Source organism: Amycolatopsis anabasis (assembly GCF_009765355.1).
GTDB classification, from domain to species: domain Bacteria; phylum Actinomycetota; class Actinomycetes; order Mycobacteriales; family Pseudonocardiaceae; genus Amycolatopsis; species Amycolatopsis anabasis.
Genome location: NZ_VTHK01000099.1, coordinates 1 through 19,029, shown reverse-complemented (window position 1 = coordinate 19,029; position 19,029 = coordinate 1). Strand labels below are relative to the sequence as shown.

Sequence of the window (19,029 nt, the reverse complement as noted above, 5' to 3'; positions counted from 1 at the left end):
ATGATCCACATCCTCACTCACACGAGGAGCCTCCATCAGACCCGGGGCGGTTCAGAACGCCTGCACCAAAGCGCGGCGAAACTGCTCGGCCACCACCACCCCACCCCCGCGGCCAGCATCGCCGAGCTGCAACAACGACTGGATCAGATCCGTACCCACTACAACACCCGCCGCCGCCACGGCAGCCTCGACACCACCCCCGCCGCCTTCTGGCACAAAGCACCAGCCCACGGCGGCCCCGGCGACCTACCCCGCCAGGACGACGCCACCGTCCACCTCATCCGCGTCACCCGCAACGGCACCGCCATCCTCGGCAACCACAACCTCTCCATCGGCCGCCGCCACGCCGGAACCACCATCACCCTGCTCCGCAACAGCGGCCACGTCACCGCCTACGACCCCGACGGCGCGGTCCTCGGCACCCTCACCCTCAACGAAACCAAGCGATACCAAGGAAAACTCACCCCCGCCGCCTAACCACAACACCCACCACCACGACACAACACCCAAGACAAAACCTTGACACATCTCGCGGGACATGACACCGGTTGGAACCGGTCTGGCCACTCACGACCCCGGCACTCGGTTCCGGGTGTCACCCGGGTGGGCGATCTGTCCTCTGTGGACATGCACGCCGGTACGGGTCGTGGAAACGTGTCAGCCGTGCTTCGTCCCCGGGTCATCGCCGCCCTCGCCGCGACGGCAACGCTGGCAGGTGTCACCGCGCTGGTGATCGGCGTCGCCCCCGGCAACGCCGATCCGCTGCCGGGCGGGCTGGGCCCGTGCGTCCCGGGCGACTGCCCGAACCCCTATCCCCCGGTGCACAACGGCCAGATCGCCGGGCACGACAACGGCATCAACGTCTTCGTCGGCAAGGACTTCCTGGTGCGCGGCCGCGCCGCCGAGGCCGAGGGCCGGGTCGTCGTGCTCGGCGGCTTCGACCAGGCCAAGGATCCCGGGGTGTCCTCGATCTACAACGTCGGCCTCGCCGGGGTCGGCTCCCGGGTACCGCCGCCGGACGGCGCGGACTACCTCACCACCGGCGGGAACGTCACCGTCGCGCCGAACCAGCGGTTGCTGGCCGAGGGCGGGGTGGTCCGGCACGCGGGCACCTCGAGCGGAACCATCGTCGGCAAGACCGTCGCCGATCCGGACGCGATCGCCCCGTACGCCGGACTCGCCGACAGCCTGCGCACGGCGAGCCAGTGCTACGCCAAGGGCGACACCGGGACCCGCACCCCCACCGGCACCGCGAAGAACCAGGGCTACGAGACGCTGTTCACCGGGGACGGCAAGGCGATGCTGCAGGTGTTCAACGTCGACTTCGACCTCGCCGGGCCGACCGGGGGCATGCAGGGCATCCGGTTCACCGGGATTCCCGCCGGGGCCACCGTGCTGGTCAACCTGCTCGGCGCCAACCGGACGATCAACACCTACACCGGCGACCCCACGGACGCGGATCCGATCAACGCGTTGCGCGACCGGCTGCTGTGGAACTTCCCGGACGCCTCGAAGGTCACCCTCACCGGCGGCGCGCAGTTCCAGGGCAGCGTGCTGGTCGGCAACCCCGCGAGCACCACCACGGTCTCCGTGTCCGGGGTGAACGGCCGGTTCTTCACCACCGGGGCGCTGACGCACACCTCGCTCGCCACCGGTGGCGGCGGTCAGGAGTTCCACGCCTACCCGTTCAACGGCGACCTCCCCGGCTGCACCCCGAACCCGACCACCACGACGACTACAACGACCACGACCACGACGACTCCCACCACGACCACCACCACACCCACGACCACCACCACGACGACAACGCCGACTTCCACCACGACCACGACACCGAGCACCACCACCACAACCCCGAGTTCGACCACGACCACCACCACGCCGTCGTCGACCACCAGCTCGACCACGACCACCACACCGACCAGTTCGCCGAGCACCACCACTTCGAGCCCGTCGAGCAGCACCGCGTCTTCGTCGAGCCCGTCGAGTTCGCCCAGCGCCACCACGACCCACCCCGGCGGGGGATCGCCGTCCACCGGCGACGGACCGCTGCCCGCCGCGGGCGGCCCGGGCTCGCCGACCGGCCCCCACCAGCCCGGCCTGGCGAAAACCGGATCGGATCTGAGTGGCTTCACCGCGCTCGGCGGCCTGCTGCTGGTGGCCGGAGGACTGCTGGTTTTGGTCAGCGCGTTCCGCCGTTCACGTCCCCCGCAAGGGTGAGTTCCCGGCGCCACACGGAAATGCCGTCATCCCCGTGGGCGCCGCGTATCTAGCTGTCACCGATCGTCCCTCCTAGCGGGAGAACAAGATGACAGTGCTGGTGAACGAACGTGCCGCGAAGGCCAAGACCATCGTGTGCGACATCCTCGAACTCGACGAGGACGAGGTCACCGAAACGAGTTTGTTCAACGAGGACCACGGGGCCGATTCCTTGCTGGCGATCGAGATTCTCGCCGCGCTGGAGAAGGAGTTCAACGTGGTGATCGAGGAATCCGAACTGCCCAGGATGGTCAACCTCCGGGGCGTGTACGAGGTCGTTTCCACCGCCGCGAGCCGGTGATGCGCAACCGGGTGGTGCTCACCGGGCTCGGCGTGGTGTCCAGCATCGGCATCGGCGCCACCGAGTTCGCCGCGGGCCTGCGCGCCGGGCGCGGCGGCGTCCGGCCGATCACCGTGTTCGACACCGAGGGTTTCGAGCACACCAACGGCTGCGAGGTCGTCGGCTTCCAGCCGGAACGGTGGGTGCGCAACGTGCCCCTGGACCGGCTCGGGCGCGCCGGGCGGTTCTCCGTCGCCGCCGCCCGGATGGCGGTCGAGGACGCGGGGCTGTACGAGGAGAACCTGCGCGCCCAGCGGGGCCTGATCTCCATCGGCACCACCGACGGCGAGTCCTACGAACTCGACCGCCTGGTGGAGCAGGAAGTTCGCGAGGGCCCCGCGGGCATGGACCCGGCGCTGGTCCGGCGGGTGCCCACCGGCCGCCTCTCGGTGACCGTCGCCCAGGAACTCGGTCTGTCCAATGTGGAAGCATCCACGATCGCGACGGCCTGCGCCGCCGGGAACTACGCGATCGGCAACGGGTTCGACGCGGTCCAGTCCGGCGAGGTGGACTACGCCCTCTGCGGCGGCGTGGACGCGATGTGCCGCAAGACGTTCGCCGGGTTCTACCGGCTCGGCACGATCGCCCCGGAACACTGCCGCCCCTTCGACGCCGACCGCAAGGGCATCCTGACCGGCGAGGGCGCCGGGCTGCTGGTGCTGGAGAACCTGGACTCCGCGCGGGCCCGCGGCGCGCGGATCTACGCCGAGGTGCTCGGGTACGGCCTGAACTGCGACGCCCACCACCCGGTCGCCCCCGACCAGGCGAGCGTGGCGCGCTGCATCCGGCTCGCCCTGGACAACGCCGGGGTCAAACCCGGCGAGGTCGACCTGATCTCCGCGCACGGCACCGGAACCAAGGCCAACGACGTGACCGAGGCGCGGGCCATCCGCGAGGTCTACGGCGATCAGCCGCCGCGGACCGTGTCGCTGAAGTCCATGCTCGGCCACACCATGGGCGCGGCCAGCGCGCTGGCCGCCATCGGCTGCGCGCTCGCGATCACGCACGGGTTCATCCCGCCGACCATCAACCACCGCACGACCGATCCCGAATGCGAGATCGACTGCGTGCCGAACGAGTCGGTCGCCGCCGAGCTGCGGGTCGTGCAGAACAACGGGCTGGCCTTCGGCGGCAACAACGCGGTCGTGATCCTCGGCAAGTACCTGGAGAACGCATGAGTTACCCGGTGATTTCGGCGTGGTCGGCGGTGTCGCCGTTCGGCCTCGGCCGGGCGGCCTTCGCGTCCGGGGTGGCCGCCGGGCGGCGGACCGCGGCCGCGGTCGACACGCAGCGGTGGCAGGTGCCCGATCGGCAGGCCTGCCTGGTGCCCGGGTTCGAGGTCCGCGAGGTGCTCGGCAAGAAGGGCACCCGGGCGATGGACCGGGTGACCGGCCTGGCGGTGAGCACGGTCGGCGCGCTGCTCGAGGAGCGGCCCGCGGAAACCGGTCCGAGCACCGGGCTGGTACTCGGGATCACCTGCGGCAGCGCGCAGAGCATGATGGACTTCACCCGGTCTTCGTTGCTGGGCAAGAAACCCTACGACGTTGACCCGTCGCGGATGGCCAACGGCGTGATGAACTGCGCGGCCGGGCAGTGCGCCATCTGGTACCGGTTGCGCGGGCCGAACAGCACGATCGCCACCGGCCAGACGGCGGGCCTGTTCGCCCTGGGCTACGGATTGCGGCTGCTGGCCTCCGGGCGGGCGGAGACCGTGCTGTGCGGCGCGGCCGAGGAGTACTCGCACGCGCGTTCGTGGCTGGAACACCACGGCCACGGCGACCGCGAACCGCTCGGCGAGGGCTGCGCCATGCTGCTCGTGGAACCGGCGGGCGGGAGTGATCGCCCGCCGCTCGCGGAAGTCCTCGCCGTGGAATCGCGCGTCCACACCGACGGCGACCTGGGCACCGCGCTCGCGGCCTGCGCGGGCTCCGCGCTGGCCAAGGCCGGGGTGCGCGCGGAGGACGTCTGGGCGGTGGCGCCCGGCGGCCTGCCCGGAGTCACCGGGGAGACCGAACACGCGGTGCTCGCCGATCTCTTCGACGCGCCGGTCCGGATCCCGTGCGGGGAACTCCTCGGGAACACCGGCGCGGCGTCGGCGGCGTTCCAACTCGCCGCGGTGCTCAGCCTGGAAGCGGGCGCCGGCCGGGTCGCCTTGGTCACCTCGGTGGACCGGGACGGCACGGTGGCCTGCGCGCTGCTGCGGCTCTCCGGCGAGCCCCGGTGATCGGCCCGGTGACGGGGACCGTCCGCGTGGTCCGGCCGCCTTCCGGCGACGAGGACGGCGGGTGGCTGGCGACCACGAGCATCCCGATCGCCGCGGAGGAACCGGTGTTCGCCGGGCACTATCCGGGCTTTCCGATCTTCCCCGGCCTGTGCGTCGTGGACTGCGTGGACCGCAGCGCGCGGCTCGCCGCGCCGCCGGGCGCCGGGGGCCTGACCTTGGCCGGGGTCGAGTCGATCCGGTTCGTCGGCGCGGTGCACCCGGGCGACGGGCTGACCATCGACCTGTCCTGGAACCGCGAGGGCGAATCCTGGCGGTGTGCGGCGCGGGCCCGCACCGAACGGGCCGAGGCCGCCACGGTCCGGTTGCGCTACCACGGGGGAGGACGGGGATGACCGTCCTGCCCGATCCCGGGCTCGTGCTGCCGCACCGGTATCCGATGCTGCTCGTCGACCGGGTGACCGAATTCGAGCCGGGAACGCGGATCCGCGCGCTCAAGGCCGTCACCCGCAACGAGCCCTGCTACGCGCGGGCCGCGGCCGGGGACGCCCTCGGCTACCCGGAGACGCTGCTGCTCGAGTCCTGGGCGCAAACGGCCGGGCTGCTGGTGGCCGCCGAACCCGGAAAGCTCGCCGGGCAGATCATGCTGCTCGGCTCGATGTCCGAGGTGACGTTCCGCCGCGGGGTCTTCCCCGGCGACGTCGTCGAACACCGCGCCCGGATCGTCCGGGCGCTGAGCACCACGGTGCTCTTCGCCGGGGAATGCGCGGTCGGCCCGGACGTGGTCTGCACGGTGTCCCGCGCGGTCCTCGCGCTGCGCGCGGGCGATCAGCTGGGAGGAGGCTCATGACACGCGTCGCACTGGTCAGCGGCGGTTCGCGCGGGATCGGGCGGGCCGTCGTGCTGCGGCTCGCCGAGGACGGCTACGACATCGCGTTCTGCTACCGGTCCGACGCCGAGGCCGCCCGGGAACTGGAACTCGAAGCGGGCGAATCCGGGGTCCGCGTGCTCGGCACCCGGGTCGACGTTTGCGATTCGGCGGCCGTGCGCGACTGGGTCACCCGCACCGAGGCCGATCTCGGGGAACTCGGGCTCGCGGTCACCGCGGCCGGAATCACCCGGGACAAACCCCTGGCGCTGATGGCCGACGAGGAATGGCATCAGGTGGTCGACACGAATTTGGACGGCGTTTACCACGTGTGCCGCGCGGTCGCGTTTCCGATGATGAAACGGAAAAGCGGTTGTATTCTCAACATCTCCTCGGTGGCCGGGGTGCACGGGAGCCCGACGCAGACCAACTATTCCGCGTCTAAGGCGGGAATCATCGGATTCACCCGCGCGCTGGCCAAGGAGGTCGGGCGGTACCGCATCCGCGCGAACGTGGTGGCGCCCGGATTCATCGAGACCGACATGACCGCCGGGCTCAGCGCGCAGTTCCGGGAGAACGCGCTGGCCAAGATCCCGCTCGGGCGCTTCGGGCGCGCCGGCGAGGTGGCCGACCTGGTCGCCTATCTCGCCTCCGATCGCGCCGGTTACATCAGTGGATCGGTTTTCCAGATCGACGGCGGTATTGTCATGTGACAGCCGGGGAGTGACGCCGAACTGACACGGACAAACCGGTTTCCGCCGCATGTGCCGCAGATCACACAGGCAGGGGTGTCTTTGCCGTCATGACGGTGGTTTCGTCTCATCGAATTCACGAGTCGCAGGGCGGGTACGCGTACATGAGGCGGGGATTGGGGCTATGACCGAAAACTCGAGAATGGTCGACAGACCTGCGGACGGCAGACCCGAGGGCGCCGGGCCGAGCGACGTGGACCTGATCTCCGCGGCGCGTTCCGGCGCCTCCGACGCGTTCAGCGTGCTCTACCAGCGGCACTCCGCCGCCGCGTACAACCTCGCCCGGCAGCTCACCCGCTGCGCCGGGGACGAGGACGACGATCTCGTCGCCGAGGCGTTCACCCGGGTCCTGCGCCGGATCCGCAAAGGCGGCGGGCCGCGCACCTGCTTCCGCACCTACCTGCTCACCACGCTGCGCAACGTCGCCTACGAGCGGTACCGCCGCGACGGGGGCAAGGTCACCTACGTCGACGACCTCGGCCACTGGGAGGACGAGGAGCAGACCGACGATCAGGTACTCGCCGGGATGGAGCGCTCGCTCATCGCGAAGGCGTACGGCCAGCTCCCCGAGCGCTGGCGCACGGTCCTCTGGTACACCGAGATCGAATCGATGACCGCGGCCGAGATCGCGCCGATGCTGGGGATGAGCCCGAACTCGGTGTCCGCCCTGGCCTACCGCGCCCGCGAAGGGCTCCGCCAGGCCTACCTGCAGGTGCATCTCGCCGAGACCGTCGCCCGGGAATGCCAGGGCACGATCGGCGCCCTCGGCGGCTGGGTGCGCGGCGGGCTCGGGGTGCGCGAGCGCACCCAGGTGGAGGCGCACCTCGACCGCTGCGCCCGGTGCCGCTCGCTGGTCGCGGACCTCTCGGACATCAACCGCAGCCTGCGCGCGTTCGTCGCGCCGCTGTTCCTCGGCACCGCGGCCGCCGGATACCTCGCCACCGCGGGCGCCAAGGCGAGCGCCGCGGGCGTCGCCGGGGCGGCGGGCAAGGTCGCGCTGCTGAGCACCGTGCACGGCAACGCGGGGGCGGCGGGCGCGGCCGGCGGGGGCGGCCTGGTCGGCACGTCGACCCTGGCCGCGGTCGGCGCCACGGCCGCGCTCGCCGCGGTCGTCACGATCGGTCTGGTGGCGACCCCGCACGACGCCTCGGTGGCCGCGGCCGAACCACCCGCCGCGGTGGCCGCCGCACCCGCGCCACCCGGCGCGATCGAGGCCCCGCCGATCCCGGTGACCGAATCCGCCCCGGTGCCGGTGGACCTCCCCGAGCCGGTGGGCGGCGGCGAAGCACCGCAACCGCTACCCGGCGCGCCGGAGACGCCGGCTTCGACCGCCGCCGAACCGTCCGCGGCGCCGGGTTCGCCGAACACCCCGCGGCCGACCACCCCGCCCGCCACGACCTCCCCGGCCACTCCGCCGGCCACCACCCCGCCGAAGCCCCAGCCCGTCGACCGGGTCGCCCTGACCGTCACGCCGAAGCGGTACCTGCTGCACGTCGAACTGGAGGTGACCGTGCGCAACACCGGTGACCGCGCCGGGACCGCGACGATCGCCGTCGCGCCCCCGGCCTGGTCGATCGCGCTCGGCGCCGGGCGGGACTGCCACTCGTCCCAGCTGTGCTCGGTCGCGCTCGCGCCCGGCGAGCAGCGCACGGTCCGGTTCCGGCTCATCCGCACGCTGCTGCCCAGCGGCACGACCGTGCGCGCGACGCTGGGCACGGCGAGCCAGACGGCCACCGTGCCGCTGGGCGTGTTCCAGTAGGTCCTAGCGGCCCAGGTGGCTGATCAGCCCGCAGGCCGCGTCGTAGTCGTCGGGCAGGGGTTCCACCCAGACCCGCACCGGACCGGCCGCGCGGGTCATCGGGTCAACGGCGAGCTGGTCGGTGGCCAGTTCGCGCAGGCGCGCGGTGCGGGCCGGCAGGAGCTGGTCGCGTTCGGTCAGCACGGCCGCGGTCGACGGGCTGAGCAGCGCCCGCGTCTCCCCGCGGCTGAACGCGGTGGGCAAGGTCTGTCCAATGAGGACCATCGCGGCCTGCTTGGCCCAGCCGGGCGCGGCCGCGAAGTCCACGGCCACGATCACCAGCGCGTAGCGGTCGCCGGGGATGGCGCCCTGCGCGGCGCAGGACTCGTAGACCTCGGCGAGCCGGGTGCGCAGGTACGCCGTGGTGGCCAGGCCGGTCAGGCCGTCCGCGACCTTCGCCCGGCCGACTTGGGCGGCGGCCGCGTCCGCCCAGCCCTCGGAGACCGCGCGGACCCAGCTGGCCGGAACGGTGTCCGGGGTGACCGCCGCGTCGGTGCTCACCGAGTACAGCGCCGCCACGTCGAGCAGGGTCTCGGACAGGTCGGCGCCCTCGTCCGAGCGGGCCGCGCCCAGCCCGGCGAGCGCGGCGAGCACGTCCTCGCCGCGCAGCACCACCTCGCACACCTCGTCGACCGGCACCACGGCCCAGTCGTTGGGGAACGGCCAGCCCGCGGCGAGACTCGCGGCCCGCCAGCGCTCGCGCAGTCCTTCGAGGTCGCCCCAGGCCGGCCGGTGCCGGCACACCTCCCCAGGAGTCACCTGTTCCCTCCATCTCCTCGACTCCCTAACGACGAGAAGGTGCGGGGTTTATGACGTTCCTTCGCGTAAGACCTCGTCACCGAGCGCATCCAGCCAGGTGGAGAGGAGGCCGGACATGGTGGCGGAGTTCGCGGAACCCAGCGACGCCGAGCTGGTCAACGCGGTGCGCGAAGGCTCCCGGTCGGCCGGTGGTTCGCTGTGCGCCCGGCACGCGTTCGCCGCGTTCGCGCTCGCCCGGCACCTCACCACCTCCCTGGACGAGGCCGGGCGGCTGGTCCGCGCCGCGTTCACCGATCTCCTCCGCACCATCCGGGGAGACGGCTGCCCCATCACCGCGGTGCGGCTGCACCTGCTGCGGACCCTGCGCGGCATGCGGGCCGGTCCGCTCGACCCGGGGCCGCCGCCCCCGCGGCTGGCGGTCGCGTTCGCGCGGCTTCCCGAACGCTGGCAAGCGGTTCTCTGGCACGTCGAGGTCGAGGGACAACCGCCCGCTTCGGTCGCCCCGCTGCTCGGCCTGTCGCCCGGCGGCGTCCCGGTGCTGCTCCGGCACGCGCGGCAGGGGCTGCGCGACGCGCGCCTGGCGGTGGAGGTCGCCGACACCGCCGGCGAAGGCTGCCAGGACGCGGTCCGCGCGCTCGCCGCCCGGGTCCGCACCAGAGCGTCCACAGTGGACGCCACTGCCCGGTGGCGGCCCGCTGAGCTGGATGATCATCTCGCCGCGTGCGCCGGCTGCGCGGCCCTCGCGGCGGATCTGGAACTCGGCGCGCAGCTGCGCGAGGCCGTGGTTCCCGCGGTGCTGGGGGCGAGCGGGCGGAATTATCTCGCCGCGATCAATCGTCAGGAAATCTCCACACAAAGTTAGGGGGTTACAACAGAAAATCCCCGAACCCGACCCGGTCTTCGCTCCGTTTCTGTATCGGTTACGTTGTGCACGCACAGTCACATCATTGACAGACAGTAAAGGAGTGGTGTTGAACAGATCGGTTGAGCGTGAGCGGCTGACCGCCGTTGACGTTGCCCCCGGGGAGGTGGTTGTGGCGACGGGATTCGCTCATCCCCGCCGGGGGCCGGTGCGCTGCTCGGCCGCACCGCTGTTGGGGGAACGGATCCGGGCTTCGGGAGGCCGAGTACGGTCGTCCGAAGTGACCGTCCGCGCCGGAGGTCCCGGCAACGGCGTGTTGTTCGCGGTGACCTATTGGGATGTGGACGGCACGGTCGTCGGCTTCGGAGCCGCCGCGCATCCCGAGGATCCCGAGTCGATGGCTCTCGCCGAAGAGGCGGTCGAAACCTGGTCGAAGGTGTTGCGCACGCGCCGGGTGCTGATCGCCGCGACCGGATCGGCCTGCGCCGACCCGACACCGGAGGTCGACGCGACCTGCCCGCTCGTGGCACGTGCCGGGTCACGCGTACGCGAGTACGCCGACCGCGGCGATTCCGTGGTGGTGCTCGGCCAGGCCGGGCGGGTCACCGACCACCTGATCGGTCACGCGCCGGAGGCCGCGGTCCTCCTCGAATCGGAGGCGGGGGTCGACGATCTCGACCACATCGCTCCGGACCAACTCTCGTTCGTGGTGGCGCCGGGAATCCCCATCGAAGACGTCGCCCAGATGCTGGCCGCCCTGCGCTCGCGGTTCCCGCGGTTACGCGGGCAGCATCCGGACGAATTCTGCTATGCCGCGTCCGATCGGCGCGAAGCCCTGCGCTCGGTAGCCGCCGCCAGCGACCTGCTGCTGGTCTGCGGCGACCGGGAAGAACCGGAAACCGCCGAACTCCTCGGCTGGGCCCGGCCCCTGGGTTGCCGTACGCGGCAACTCACCGACCCGGCACGACTCCGACCGGAATGGCTCGGCATCGCCACCGCCACGGTCGGAATCGTCACCATCTCGTCCTCTCCCCACCTCACCAACGCAATGGTCGAAGTCCTCTCCGGCCTCGGCCCGCTCAGCGTCGCACACCGCCGCGTGAGCACCGACCTAGTCAACGCCGGCACCCCGGTGATCACCCCGATCAGCACACCCCGCTTCGCAGCGCAGCTCAACGGCTGACCGAAGGCCGGGACGCAACACCCACCGCGTCCCGGCCCCCACCTCACCGCGAATCCCCCACTCCCTTGGCGCGAGTCCCCCGTTCCGGTGGCGCGAGTTCCACGTTCCGGCATGCGAACTACACGTTCAGGCAAGCGAGTTCCACGTTCGCGCAAGCGAGTTCCACGTTCGCGCACGTGAGTTCCACGTTCGGGGCTGCGGGTGCCGCGCCCGGAACCGCCTCCCCCGGCGCCTCGGGTACCTTCATGCCGCAAAAATAGCGGGGGACCTTTGCTCCAGCTCAACGGGAGCGGGGGACCTTTACTACGGTTCAACGGTAGTAAAGGTCCCCCGCTATTTTTGGTGGCCGGGTCAGGCGGGCGGCGGCAACCCCCTACAAGGTCTTCCGGTACACGCCCGACTGCAGGGTTCCCGCGAACAGGTACCGGCCGTCCCCGCTCACCGCCAGCGAAAGCACGCGCGGGTCCGGCAGCGCGCCCGGTAGCGCCGACCAGGTGCGGCCGAAGTCGGTGCTACGCAACACGCCTTCCCCGGAAGTGGATGCCGCGAACCAGGTCCGCGGGTCCCACGGATGCGCGACGATCTGGCCGATCCGGCCGCCCTCGTGCACCCGCCGGAAGGTCCGGCCGTTGTCGTCGCTGAGCCGAATCCCGTTGCCACCAACGACTATCTGGCCCCACGGGCGCACCGTGACGGTGCTCGCCGCGTCCTCGGAAACCCGGGTCCAGGTTCGACCGCCATCGTCCGAACGCCACAGGCCGTCGTTGTTCCCCGCCCACACCCGGTCCGCATGCCACGGATCTCCGGCCAGGGTGGAGAATGCCGCCTCGGCGGGCACCTTCTCCCAGTGGCGACCGGCGTCTTCGGTGCGCCACAACGCGTTGCCGCTGAACGTGAACACCGAAACCAGCAGGCGATCGGGGTTCGCCGGATGCGTCAGGATCGCGCGCGGCTGGCCTTCGAGGGGTTTGCCGGTCAGTTGCCAGGTCCGGCCGCTGTCCCCGCTGCGCAGCACGTCGGTGTTGAACCCGTTCTTGGTCGCCTGCCACACCACCTCCGGACGCCACGGGGCGACCGACAGCGAAGCGTTCTCGTGCAACCGGTCGCCGGTGTGCCATTGCCACACCCGGGTTTCCGGCGTGATCCGCCCCTGCGGCAACGCGGTGTCGAAGACCTCCTGCACCCCCGCGGCCACCAAGCGCTGACGCCCCGGATACCCGGCGGCGACCAGGTGCCGCATGGTCTCCCCCGGCACGCCGAGTTGCCGGTACCCGGCCGCGCCCGCGTCGGCGAAAACGCCGCGGTAGGTCGCGGAGAACAGGGGGGCCGCCGGTTTTCCGCCGCCCGCGGGCAATTCCGCGATGTCGGTCACGCCCTCCCCGGCCGCGGGCACCGGGCGGCGCGTCCACTGCCGCCCGCCGTCCGTGCTGACGTCGACGTGCTGGTAGGTCGAAGCGTAAAGCCGCCCGCCGACGAACGCGGGCTCGCGCAACGGCTCGCCACCGGGATCCCGGCGCAGCGTCGCCCAGGTCCGGCCGCCGTCGGCCGAGCCCCGCAGTTCGGCGCCGGCGGTGACCACGAGCTGCCGCCCGTCCGCGGCGAGCTGACCGAGGTCACCGTCCGGGTGGTAGACCCGCTCGGCGCGCGGCGCTTTCCCGGCGACGTCCCGGACCGCCCACAGCGAATACTCCGGATGCACGGTCGTGAAATAGGCGTCCGGGCCCACCAGTGCCAGCCTCCGGTCCCCGACCGGCGCCGCGATGCCGTCGCGGGGCCACGTCCGCGGCACGTCCTCCCGCCAGGTCACCCCGCCGTCGGTGCTCACGCTCATCGCGTCCAGGTTCATCACGGCCACCGTGCGGCCGTCGGTGGCGAGCTGGAACGCCCCGCCGGGAAACCATTCCCGGCGGGTTTCCCAGCTCTGCCCGCGATCGGTGGTGGCCAGCAGCGCGCCCAGCCACTGGACGGCGTCCACCCGCCGGTTGACCAGCACCAGCATCCGGTTCGGATCGGCCGGATCGACGAAGAACCCGCTGACCGCGGTGTCCTGCGGCAACGCGCGGCGCGCGGTCCAGGACGCGCCGCGGTCGTCGGACAACCACAGCACCGGCGGCGCCGGTTGCACCATCGCAAGCGTGGTGCCCGAGACACCCAGCAACCCGCCCACGCTGTTCGGTCCGGCGGATTCCCAGCCACCACGCGAAGAATCGACCGCAACGGGATCGGCGGCCGCGGCCGGGGCGCCGACGAGCATCGCGAGCACCCCGAGGAGTGCGCATATTCTCAGCTTCACGCGAACGATCTTGGCGGGCCGCGGCACCGCTGAGCATCAGGCATTCAGCCCATCTCGTTGTCATCACGAGACAGGAACTCAGGCCCGGAGCACCCGTTCGCGCCCCGGTGACCCCGATCCGTCCGCGCCGAACGGGAACACGACAAGCGCGATCACAATTCGGACGAATCGAGCGGACGTGGCCATTCCCTTTCGTGTTCGGCGGGAATCGTCGAAGCACGAAAGGTGGCCGTTCACCGCGAATGGCGGCGGCGATTAGCCCATTGAGGGAGCCTTGCTCAAGGCGGTGGCCTTGGTCAGCAGCGACCGCGCACAGGTGCTTTTCGCATGCGGCCGGAGCCGCGCCCGCAGCGTGTGCAGGGCGGTGTCGGCCCGGCGCGACCACAGGTACGGGTAGTCGTCGAGGAAGCGTTCCCAGGTGCCGCACGCCTGTTCCAGCTGGCCGTCGTCGAGCTGGAGTTCGGCGAGCCGGGCGAGGGTGATCGCGCGCGACCGGCGCTCGCCGATCGGCCGATGCCGGACCGAGGTCGTCAACGCCGTGATCGCGCCCCGCCGATCGCCCGTGCAGGCCCGGATCGCGGCGTGCTGGTGGGACAGCGCGGCCGGGTGGTAGGCCCCGACCGGGGTGCGGGCGCTGCTGACCCGCTCCAGCTGCTTCTCGGCGGCGCCGAGGCATTCGTGCGCGGACCGCTGGTCCCCGTTCGCGGCGTTCGCGACGGCGAGCTGACCGTAGACGAACGCCCGGGTCTCGGTGGACACCTTCGTGGTCACCCGAGCGGCCGATTCGGCCAGGTTCACCGCTTCCCGATGATGCCCCAGCAGCCGGGCCTGCACGCTCAGCGCACGCAGGGTGACCGCGTAACCGGTGGCGTCACCCGCCTCACCGGACAACTGCAGCCCGGTCAGGTAGTACCGCTGCGCGGCGCCGTGCAGTTCGTCGTCGAAGCACATGAATCCGCAAAGGTAGGTGAGCCGGGCGGCGGTGACCAGGAGTTCGCGGTGCACCTTGGAACTCGCGTCGGCCCGCAACCAGGGCGCGACGGTCGTCCGCAGGTACGTCGCCAGCGCCAGGCGCGCCCGCCCGCCACCGAACGCGGTGTCGGTGTCGGAGAACAAGCCGATCATCGTCGCCGCCGAATCCGCTTCGGCCTGCCCCACCCGTGCGGCCGCGCTGCCTTCCGGCGGCGGGCTCGGGTGTGCCGAGATCAGGTCGGCCCAGCCGGGCAGCGAAAGCGCGGCCAGGCTGTACACGCACCCGGCGAGCACCTCGCGCCGGGCGACTCCGTCTTCGCACAACTCCACCAATCGGGTGACCGCGTCCTCCTCCCACCACGGACCGGGATCGGCCTGCTCCGACGGGCCCAGTCCTGTCGCGGCGACCGTGATCGGCCGCCCCAGCTTCCGGGAGAACGCTTCGGCGACCAACTCCGGAACCGGTGGCCTCGGGTGGGTCCCGGAAAGCCACTGCGTCACCGACGCCCGCTGGTACTGCAGTCGCAGACCGGTCTCGGCGCCGAGGGCGTTGATCGCCGACGCCAGGGCCTGACCGGTCCAGCCAGCCTCGGTCAACAGCTCGCGGAGCAGGTTGTTGGGCACTCGCAGCGTTCGCATGACCTCCCCGGAATCCGGAAATAACTTTCCGGTCACCTGCCCGCGGAATTGACACGCTCGAACGTTTAACGCCTCCGGGCCGCGTGCGGGCTTCCCCGCGACCCCATTCGGGCGCGTAACTGATACTGAAGGATGCCCGCCGGTCAAGAGCAGAGCCGAACGGGTGCCTTCCCCGATCTCGGGCGACACCCGTTGTTACGAAGGACGCGACCGGAGGCACGTGGTGACCGTGGAAACGAGGGCTCAGGGCAGGTCCGCGCGGGAACTGCTCACCTGGAGCCGCCGCATGATCGATCCGGCCCTGCACACCGCGGTGGACCGGCTGCCCACCTCGATGCGGAGGGTGGCGGGCTACCACTTCGGCTGGTGGGACGAACAGGGCCGACCCGGAAACGGGCAGGCGGGCAAGGCTTTTCGCCCCACGCTCGTCCTGCTCACCACGGAAGCGGTTGGTGGTAACGCTTTGGACGCGGTTCCGGCCGCGGTCGCGGTCGAACTGGCGCACAACTTCTCGCTGCTGCACGACGATGTGCTGGACGGCGATCTGACCCGGCGGCACCGCCCGACCGCGTGGAGCGTCTTCGGCGTGAGCGAAGCGATCCTGGCCGGGGACGCCTTGCTGACGCTGGCCTTCGACGTGCTCGCCGGCTGCGGACATCGAGCCTCCGGTTCGGCCATTCGCGCGCTCAGCGCCGCGGTGCTGGAGCAGGTGAACGGGCAGAGCGCGAACGTCGCCTTCGAGGAACGCACCGATGTCGGACTGTCCGAATGCGTCTACATGGCCGCGAGCAAAACCGCCGCGCTGATGGGGTGTGCGGCCACCCTCGGCGCCCTGTTCGGCGACGCGGGGGTGAAGCAGATCGAACGCCTGCGCGACTTCGGGGAGCACCTCGGGGTGGCGTTCCAGTTCGTCGACGACGTGCTGGGCATCTGGGGAGATCCGGCCGTCACCGGGAAACCGGTCCATTCGGATCTGAGCAACCGCAAGAAGACGCTGCCCGTGGTCGCCGCGCTCACCTCGGGCACCCCGGCGGGCCGGGAACTGGCCGCGCTGTACCACGGCACCCAGCCACTGTCCGATCTGGACCTGGCGCGCGCGGCCGGGCTGATCGACGCCGCCGGCGGGCGGGCGTGGGCCGAGGCCCGCGCCGAACACCGGCTCGCGCACGCGCTCTCCCATCTCGAATCGGCCCGGCCGCTGCCGGTCTCCGCGGCCGAGCTGAGCTCGCTGGCCCGCCTCGTCGTCCGCCGCGACCACTGACCTGCTGGAGGCACCCGATGACCGCCACCGTGGCGACGATCCGCGCCGGCAAGCGCACCGACCGCCTCACCACCGGAACCGTGCTCATCGCCGACGAACTGGTCTGTCCCGGCCGGGACACCATCCCCTGCCCGGCTTCCGTGTTGCTCGAAGGGGAACTGCGCCGCCGCGGCGTGCCCACCGCGCGCGGCGCCTTGCACCTGGACACCGCCGAACTGGGCTCGCGCCCGGCCGTGGCCTTCACCGCCGTTCTCCCCACCGCTTGCGGCGGTCAGGCCGGGCTGGGCGTCGCCGCGGGACTGCACGACCGATCGGGAAGGCTGGCCGCGGGAATCGCGCTCGCGGACTGGTTGTCGGCCGCGCAGTCCCGCACCGTCTTGCTCGCCCGGCGCCGGCCGCGGTGCGCCGGGAACGAGCGCGCGTTCGAGATCGTCGAACGCGTTCTGGTGCGCAGCGCGGCCGACATCGAGCACGTGGACATGCCGGATCCGCGGGACTCGGACCTGGTGCTGGTGGCCGGGCTGGCGAACTCCGCGCATTCCCGGCGGCTGGTGGAAACCGCGCGGCGGCGGGGAACCCCGGCGTACCCGATCAACGGACCGGAGGACATCAGACCGAGCTGGCTGTCCGGAGTGGACACCGTGGGGCTGACCGCGGGCGCGGCGACCCCCGGCGCCCAGGTGGACGAAGTGCTCGAAGCGCTGGGCGGCCTGGGCCCGCTGCAGGTCACCTCGCGCGGAACGGGATTCGCGGTGCGTTCGAAGGGAAGGCGGCCATGACTACGAGCACGGCGAGCGTGGTCTCCCGGAACATCAAGATCTCCTACCCGAGGTCGTGGAGCCGGTTGCCCGGACCGGTGCTGTACCAGGAACCGGAAGCCACGGTCACCGCCTGGCTGGACCGGCTCGGCATGCTCACCACACCGGAAAGCCGGGCGGCGGTGCGGAAGGCGTGGAACGGGTACCGGGCCGCGGCGAGTTATCCCGGCGCGGTGCGGCCGCGCCTGAACACCATCGCCAAGTTCCTCGGCCTGTGGTTCCTGTACGAGGACGGCCACGAGGGAGTGCTGCGCGGCTGGCGGGAGATCGGGCACGAACTGCGGTCGTCGATGAGCGAGGAATGGTGCCGCCGCTTCGGCAAGCATTTCGACTCGTGGCGCTCCTGGATTCCGGACGAGGTGGAACTCGTCGCGCGCAAAGGACATCAGTCCACCCTGCACGAGTACCTGACGGTGCGCTTCCACACGATCGGCGTGCACACCTGGACCGATCTCATCGAGTTCGCGCACGGTCGCGAACTGCCGGGCGAGGTCCTCTGGCATCCGGATTTCCAGGAGATCCAGCGGCTCACCCACACCCTGGCCATCATCGACCACGATCTGCACGGCCTGACCCGCGACCACGAACGCGGCTGGCACAACGCGGTCTTCTCGATGGCCCACGAACGCGAGCTGTCCCTCGCGGACGCCTGCGAGGCGTTGTCCCGGTTGCACGACATCCTGGTGCGGCAGTTCCTCACCCTCGAGCAGCGCGTGCGCGCGTGCGCCGAGTACGAACTGGACTGGTGGATCGACGGCGTCCACCAGATGCTGACCGGGCTGTGCCTGTGGAACCAGGCCGCGCCGCGGTGCTCGAACCTGCACCACCTGGACGGCACCGCCATCCGGATCCGGACCACGCACCACGTGGCGTGGCCCTCCCGGCTGACCGCGGAAGCCACGTGATGACGCCGTCGGTGCGGGACAAACCACTCGGCGGCACGAAGTTGCTCGCGTGGACGCGGGCACTGGTCGAGCCGCCGCTGCGCGTCATCGTGGACCGGTTGTCGCCGTCGATGCGGCATGTGTGCCGGTACCACTTCGGCTGGTGGGACGCGCACGGGCAGCCCGCGGAACACCGGCCGGGCCGGGCGATCCGGCCGGCGCTGGTGCTCGGCAGCGCCCGCGCGGTCGGCGGCCAACCGGCCGACGCGATCCCGGCCGCGGTCGCGGTCGAACTGCTGCACAACGCCGCGCTGCTGCACGACGACATCATCGGCGACGATCCGGTGCGGCGGCGCCGGCCTGCCGCGTGGTCGGCGTTCGGCGCCCCGGCGGCGATCCTCGCCGGGGACGAGCTGTGCTGCCTGGCGATGCAGGCGCTGGCCGAGGGCGCCCGGGAACGCGCGGCGGTCGGCATCGGCATGCTCGCGGACGCCTTCCACCAGGTGGCGCTGGGCGAGTACGCCGATGTCGCGTTCAAGAGCCACCTGGATGTAACCCTGCACGAATGCCTGGCGATGGCCGAGGCAAGGACGAGCGCGCTGACGGAATGCGCGTGCGGCCTGGGCGCCTGGTACGGGGACGGCTCCCCGTACCAGGCGGCCCAGTTGCGCGGTTTCGGCCACCACCTGGGCATCGCGTGCCAGCTCGCCGACGATCTGCGGGCGATCTGGGGCGACGCCGACGGGCCGCACCCCTCGGCCCTGGGCGCGCACCGGAAGTCCCTGCCGGTCGCCGCCGCGCTGGCCACCGACTGCGCGGCGGCACGGGAACTCGCGCTGCTCTACCGGCTCGGCAGCCCGCTCAGCGGCGACGAACTCCGGCACGCCGCCGCACTAGTGGAAGCCGCGGGCGGCCGGAACTGGGCCATCCGGCAGGCCCGCCGCCACACCGAACGCGCCCTGGACCACCTCCGCACGACCGCGCTGGCCACCGACGCCGTCCGCGACCTCACCGCCCTCACCGAGTTAGTCATCGACCTCGCCTGATCCCCCACCGAGAAGCCCCCAATGGGCATTTTTCATCTTGGTTTTTGCTGGTGGGGTGGGGTTGACCGGGTGTG

18 protein-coding genes are annotated in these 19,029 nt (G+C 71.5%); 15 read left to right on the top strand and 3 right to left on the bottom strand.

Translation table 11 applies throughout. The annotated features are described in order from the left end of the window. The 9 genes from FXO23_RS48755 to FXO23_RS48715 all read left to right on the top strand — a co-directional run. The coding region (locus FXO23_RS48755) for an integrase core domain-containing protein (protein ID WP_158895723.1) at positions 1-477 on the top strand (477 nt) is incomplete at its 5' end. A 186-nt stretch (positions 478-663) separates the two neighbouring features. Further along, a complete protein-coding gene (locus FXO23_RS48750; protein ID WP_246258577.1) occupies positions 664-2,220 on the top strand; it encodes a choice-of-anchor A family protein in 1,557 nt (518 codons plus the stop codon). 88 nt (positions 2,221-2,308) lie between these two features. Next, positions 2,309-2,560, top strand: a complete 252-nt coding sequence (locus FXO23_RS48745; protein WP_158895721.1) for an acyl carrier protein — start codon at positions 2,309-2,311, stop codon at positions 2,558-2,560. Then, a complete protein-coding gene (locus tag FXO23_RS48740) occupies positions 2,560-3,777 on the top strand; it encodes a beta-ketoacyl-[acyl-carrier-protein] synthase family protein (RefSeq protein ID WP_158895719.1) in 1,218 nt (405 codons plus the stop codon). Before FXO23_RS48745 ends, FXO23_RS48740 begins: the two co-directional genes overlap by 1 nt. After that, positions 3,774-4,823 carry a beta-ketoacyl synthase N-terminal-like domain-containing protein gene (locus FXO23_RS48735; protein WP_158895717.1) on the top strand — a complete coding sequence of 350 codons (1,050 nt, stop codon included), beginning with the start codon at positions 3,774-3,776 and terminating at the stop codon, positions 4,821-4,823. Before FXO23_RS48740 ends, FXO23_RS48735 begins: the two co-directional genes overlap by 4 nt. A gap of 8 nt (positions 4,824-4,831) precedes the next feature. Then, positions 4,832-5,215, top strand: a complete 384-nt coding sequence (locus FXO23_RS48730; protein ID WP_218952422.1) for an ApeI family dehydratase — start codon at positions 4,832-4,834, stop codon at positions 5,213-5,215. Beyond that, on the top strand, positions 5,212-5,670 hold the full coding sequence (locus FXO23_RS48725; protein WP_158895713.1) for a 3-hydroxyacyl-ACP dehydratase FabZ family protein: 459 nt from the start codon (positions 5,212-5,214) through the stop codon (positions 5,668-5,670). Before FXO23_RS48730 ends, FXO23_RS48725 begins: the two co-directional genes overlap by 4 nt. Next, positions 5,667-6,401, top strand: a complete 735-nt coding sequence (fabG, locus tag FXO23_RS48720) for a 3-oxoacyl-ACP reductase FabG (protein ID WP_158895711.1) — start codon at positions 5,667-5,669, stop codon at positions 6,399-6,401. Before FXO23_RS48725 ends, fabG begins: the two co-directional genes overlap by 4 nt. A gap of 181 nt (positions 6,402-6,582) precedes the next feature. Beyond that, entirely contained in the window at positions 6,583-8,199 is a 1,617-nt protein-coding gene (locus FXO23_RS48715; protein ID WP_158895709.1) for a sigma-70 family RNA polymerase sigma factor, read from the top strand. A gap of 3 nt (positions 8,200-8,202) precedes the next feature. Here the strand turns inward: FXO23_RS48715 and FXO23_RS48710 are convergent, their stop codons facing one another. Next, a complete protein-coding gene (locus tag FXO23_RS48710; RefSeq protein ID WP_246258576.1) occupies positions 8,203-8,997 on the bottom strand; it encodes a GGDEF domain-containing protein in 795 nt (264 codons plus the stop codon). 115 nt (positions 8,998-9,112) lie between these two features. On the opposite strand from FXO23_RS48710, the gene FXO23_RS48705 reads away from it, so the two are divergent. Together FXO23_RS48705 and FXO23_RS48700 are read left to right on the top strand one after the other, a co-directional pair. Further along, the gene (locus FXO23_RS48705; protein WP_158895707.1) at positions 9,113-9,859 is read left to right on the top strand and encodes an RNA polymerase sigma factor; all 747 of its coding nucleotides are present in this window, start codon (positions 9,113-9,115) and stop codon (positions 9,857-9,859) included. A 280-nt stretch (positions 9,860-10,139) separates the two neighbouring features. Beyond that, on the top strand, positions 10,140-11,042 hold the full coding sequence (locus FXO23_RS48700) for a hypothetical protein (RefSeq protein WP_158895705.1): 903 nt from the start codon (positions 10,140-10,142) through the stop codon (positions 11,040-11,042). Between the two features lie 373 nt (positions 11,043-11,415). Here the strand turns inward: FXO23_RS48700 and FXO23_RS48695 are convergent, their stop codons facing one another. Both FXO23_RS48695 and FXO23_RS48690 read right to left on the bottom strand, forming a co-directional pair. Beyond that, positions 11,416-13,335, bottom strand: coding sequence for a sialidase family protein (locus FXO23_RS48695; RefSeq protein ID WP_246258575.1), 1,920 nt, complete (start codon positions 13,333-13,335; stop codon positions 11,416-11,418). Positions 13,336-13,590: 255 nt separating this feature from the next. Beyond that, on the bottom strand, positions 13,591-14,946 hold the full coding sequence (locus FXO23_RS48690) for a tetratricopeptide repeat protein (protein WP_158895703.1): 1,356 nt from the start codon (positions 14,944-14,946) through the stop codon (positions 13,591-13,593). A 220-nt stretch (positions 14,947-15,166) separates the two neighbouring features. Between FXO23_RS48690 and FXO23_RS48685 the strand changes: the two genes are divergently transcribed. From FXO23_RS48685 to FXO23_RS48670, 4 genes are read left to right on the top strand one after another with little or no spacing between them, the layout of a single operon-like run. Further along, entirely contained in the window at positions 15,167-16,207 is a 1,041-nt protein-coding gene (locus tag FXO23_RS48685) for a family 2 encapsulin nanocompartment cargo protein polyprenyl transferase (RefSeq protein WP_158895701.1), read from the top strand. Positions 16,208-16,224: 17 nt separating this feature from the next. Continuing rightward, on the top strand, positions 16,225-16,986 hold the full coding sequence (locus FXO23_RS48680) for a hypothetical protein (RefSeq protein ID WP_158895699.1): 762 nt from the start codon (positions 16,225-16,227) through the stop codon (positions 16,984-16,986). Next, a complete protein-coding gene (locus FXO23_RS48675; RefSeq protein ID WP_158895697.1) occupies positions 16,983-17,930 on the top strand; it encodes a terpene synthase family protein in 948 nt (315 codons plus the stop codon). The genes FXO23_RS48680 and FXO23_RS48675 overlap by 4 nt, the downstream gene beginning before the upstream one ends. After that, positions 17,930-18,955: a polyprenyl synthetase family protein gene (locus FXO23_RS48670; protein ID WP_158895695.1), complete on the top strand. Its 1,026-nt coding sequence runs from the start codon at positions 17,930-17,932 to the stop codon at positions 18,953-18,955. Before FXO23_RS48675 ends, FXO23_RS48670 begins: the two co-directional genes overlap by 1 nt. Positions 18,956-19,029: the final 74 nt, after the last annotated feature.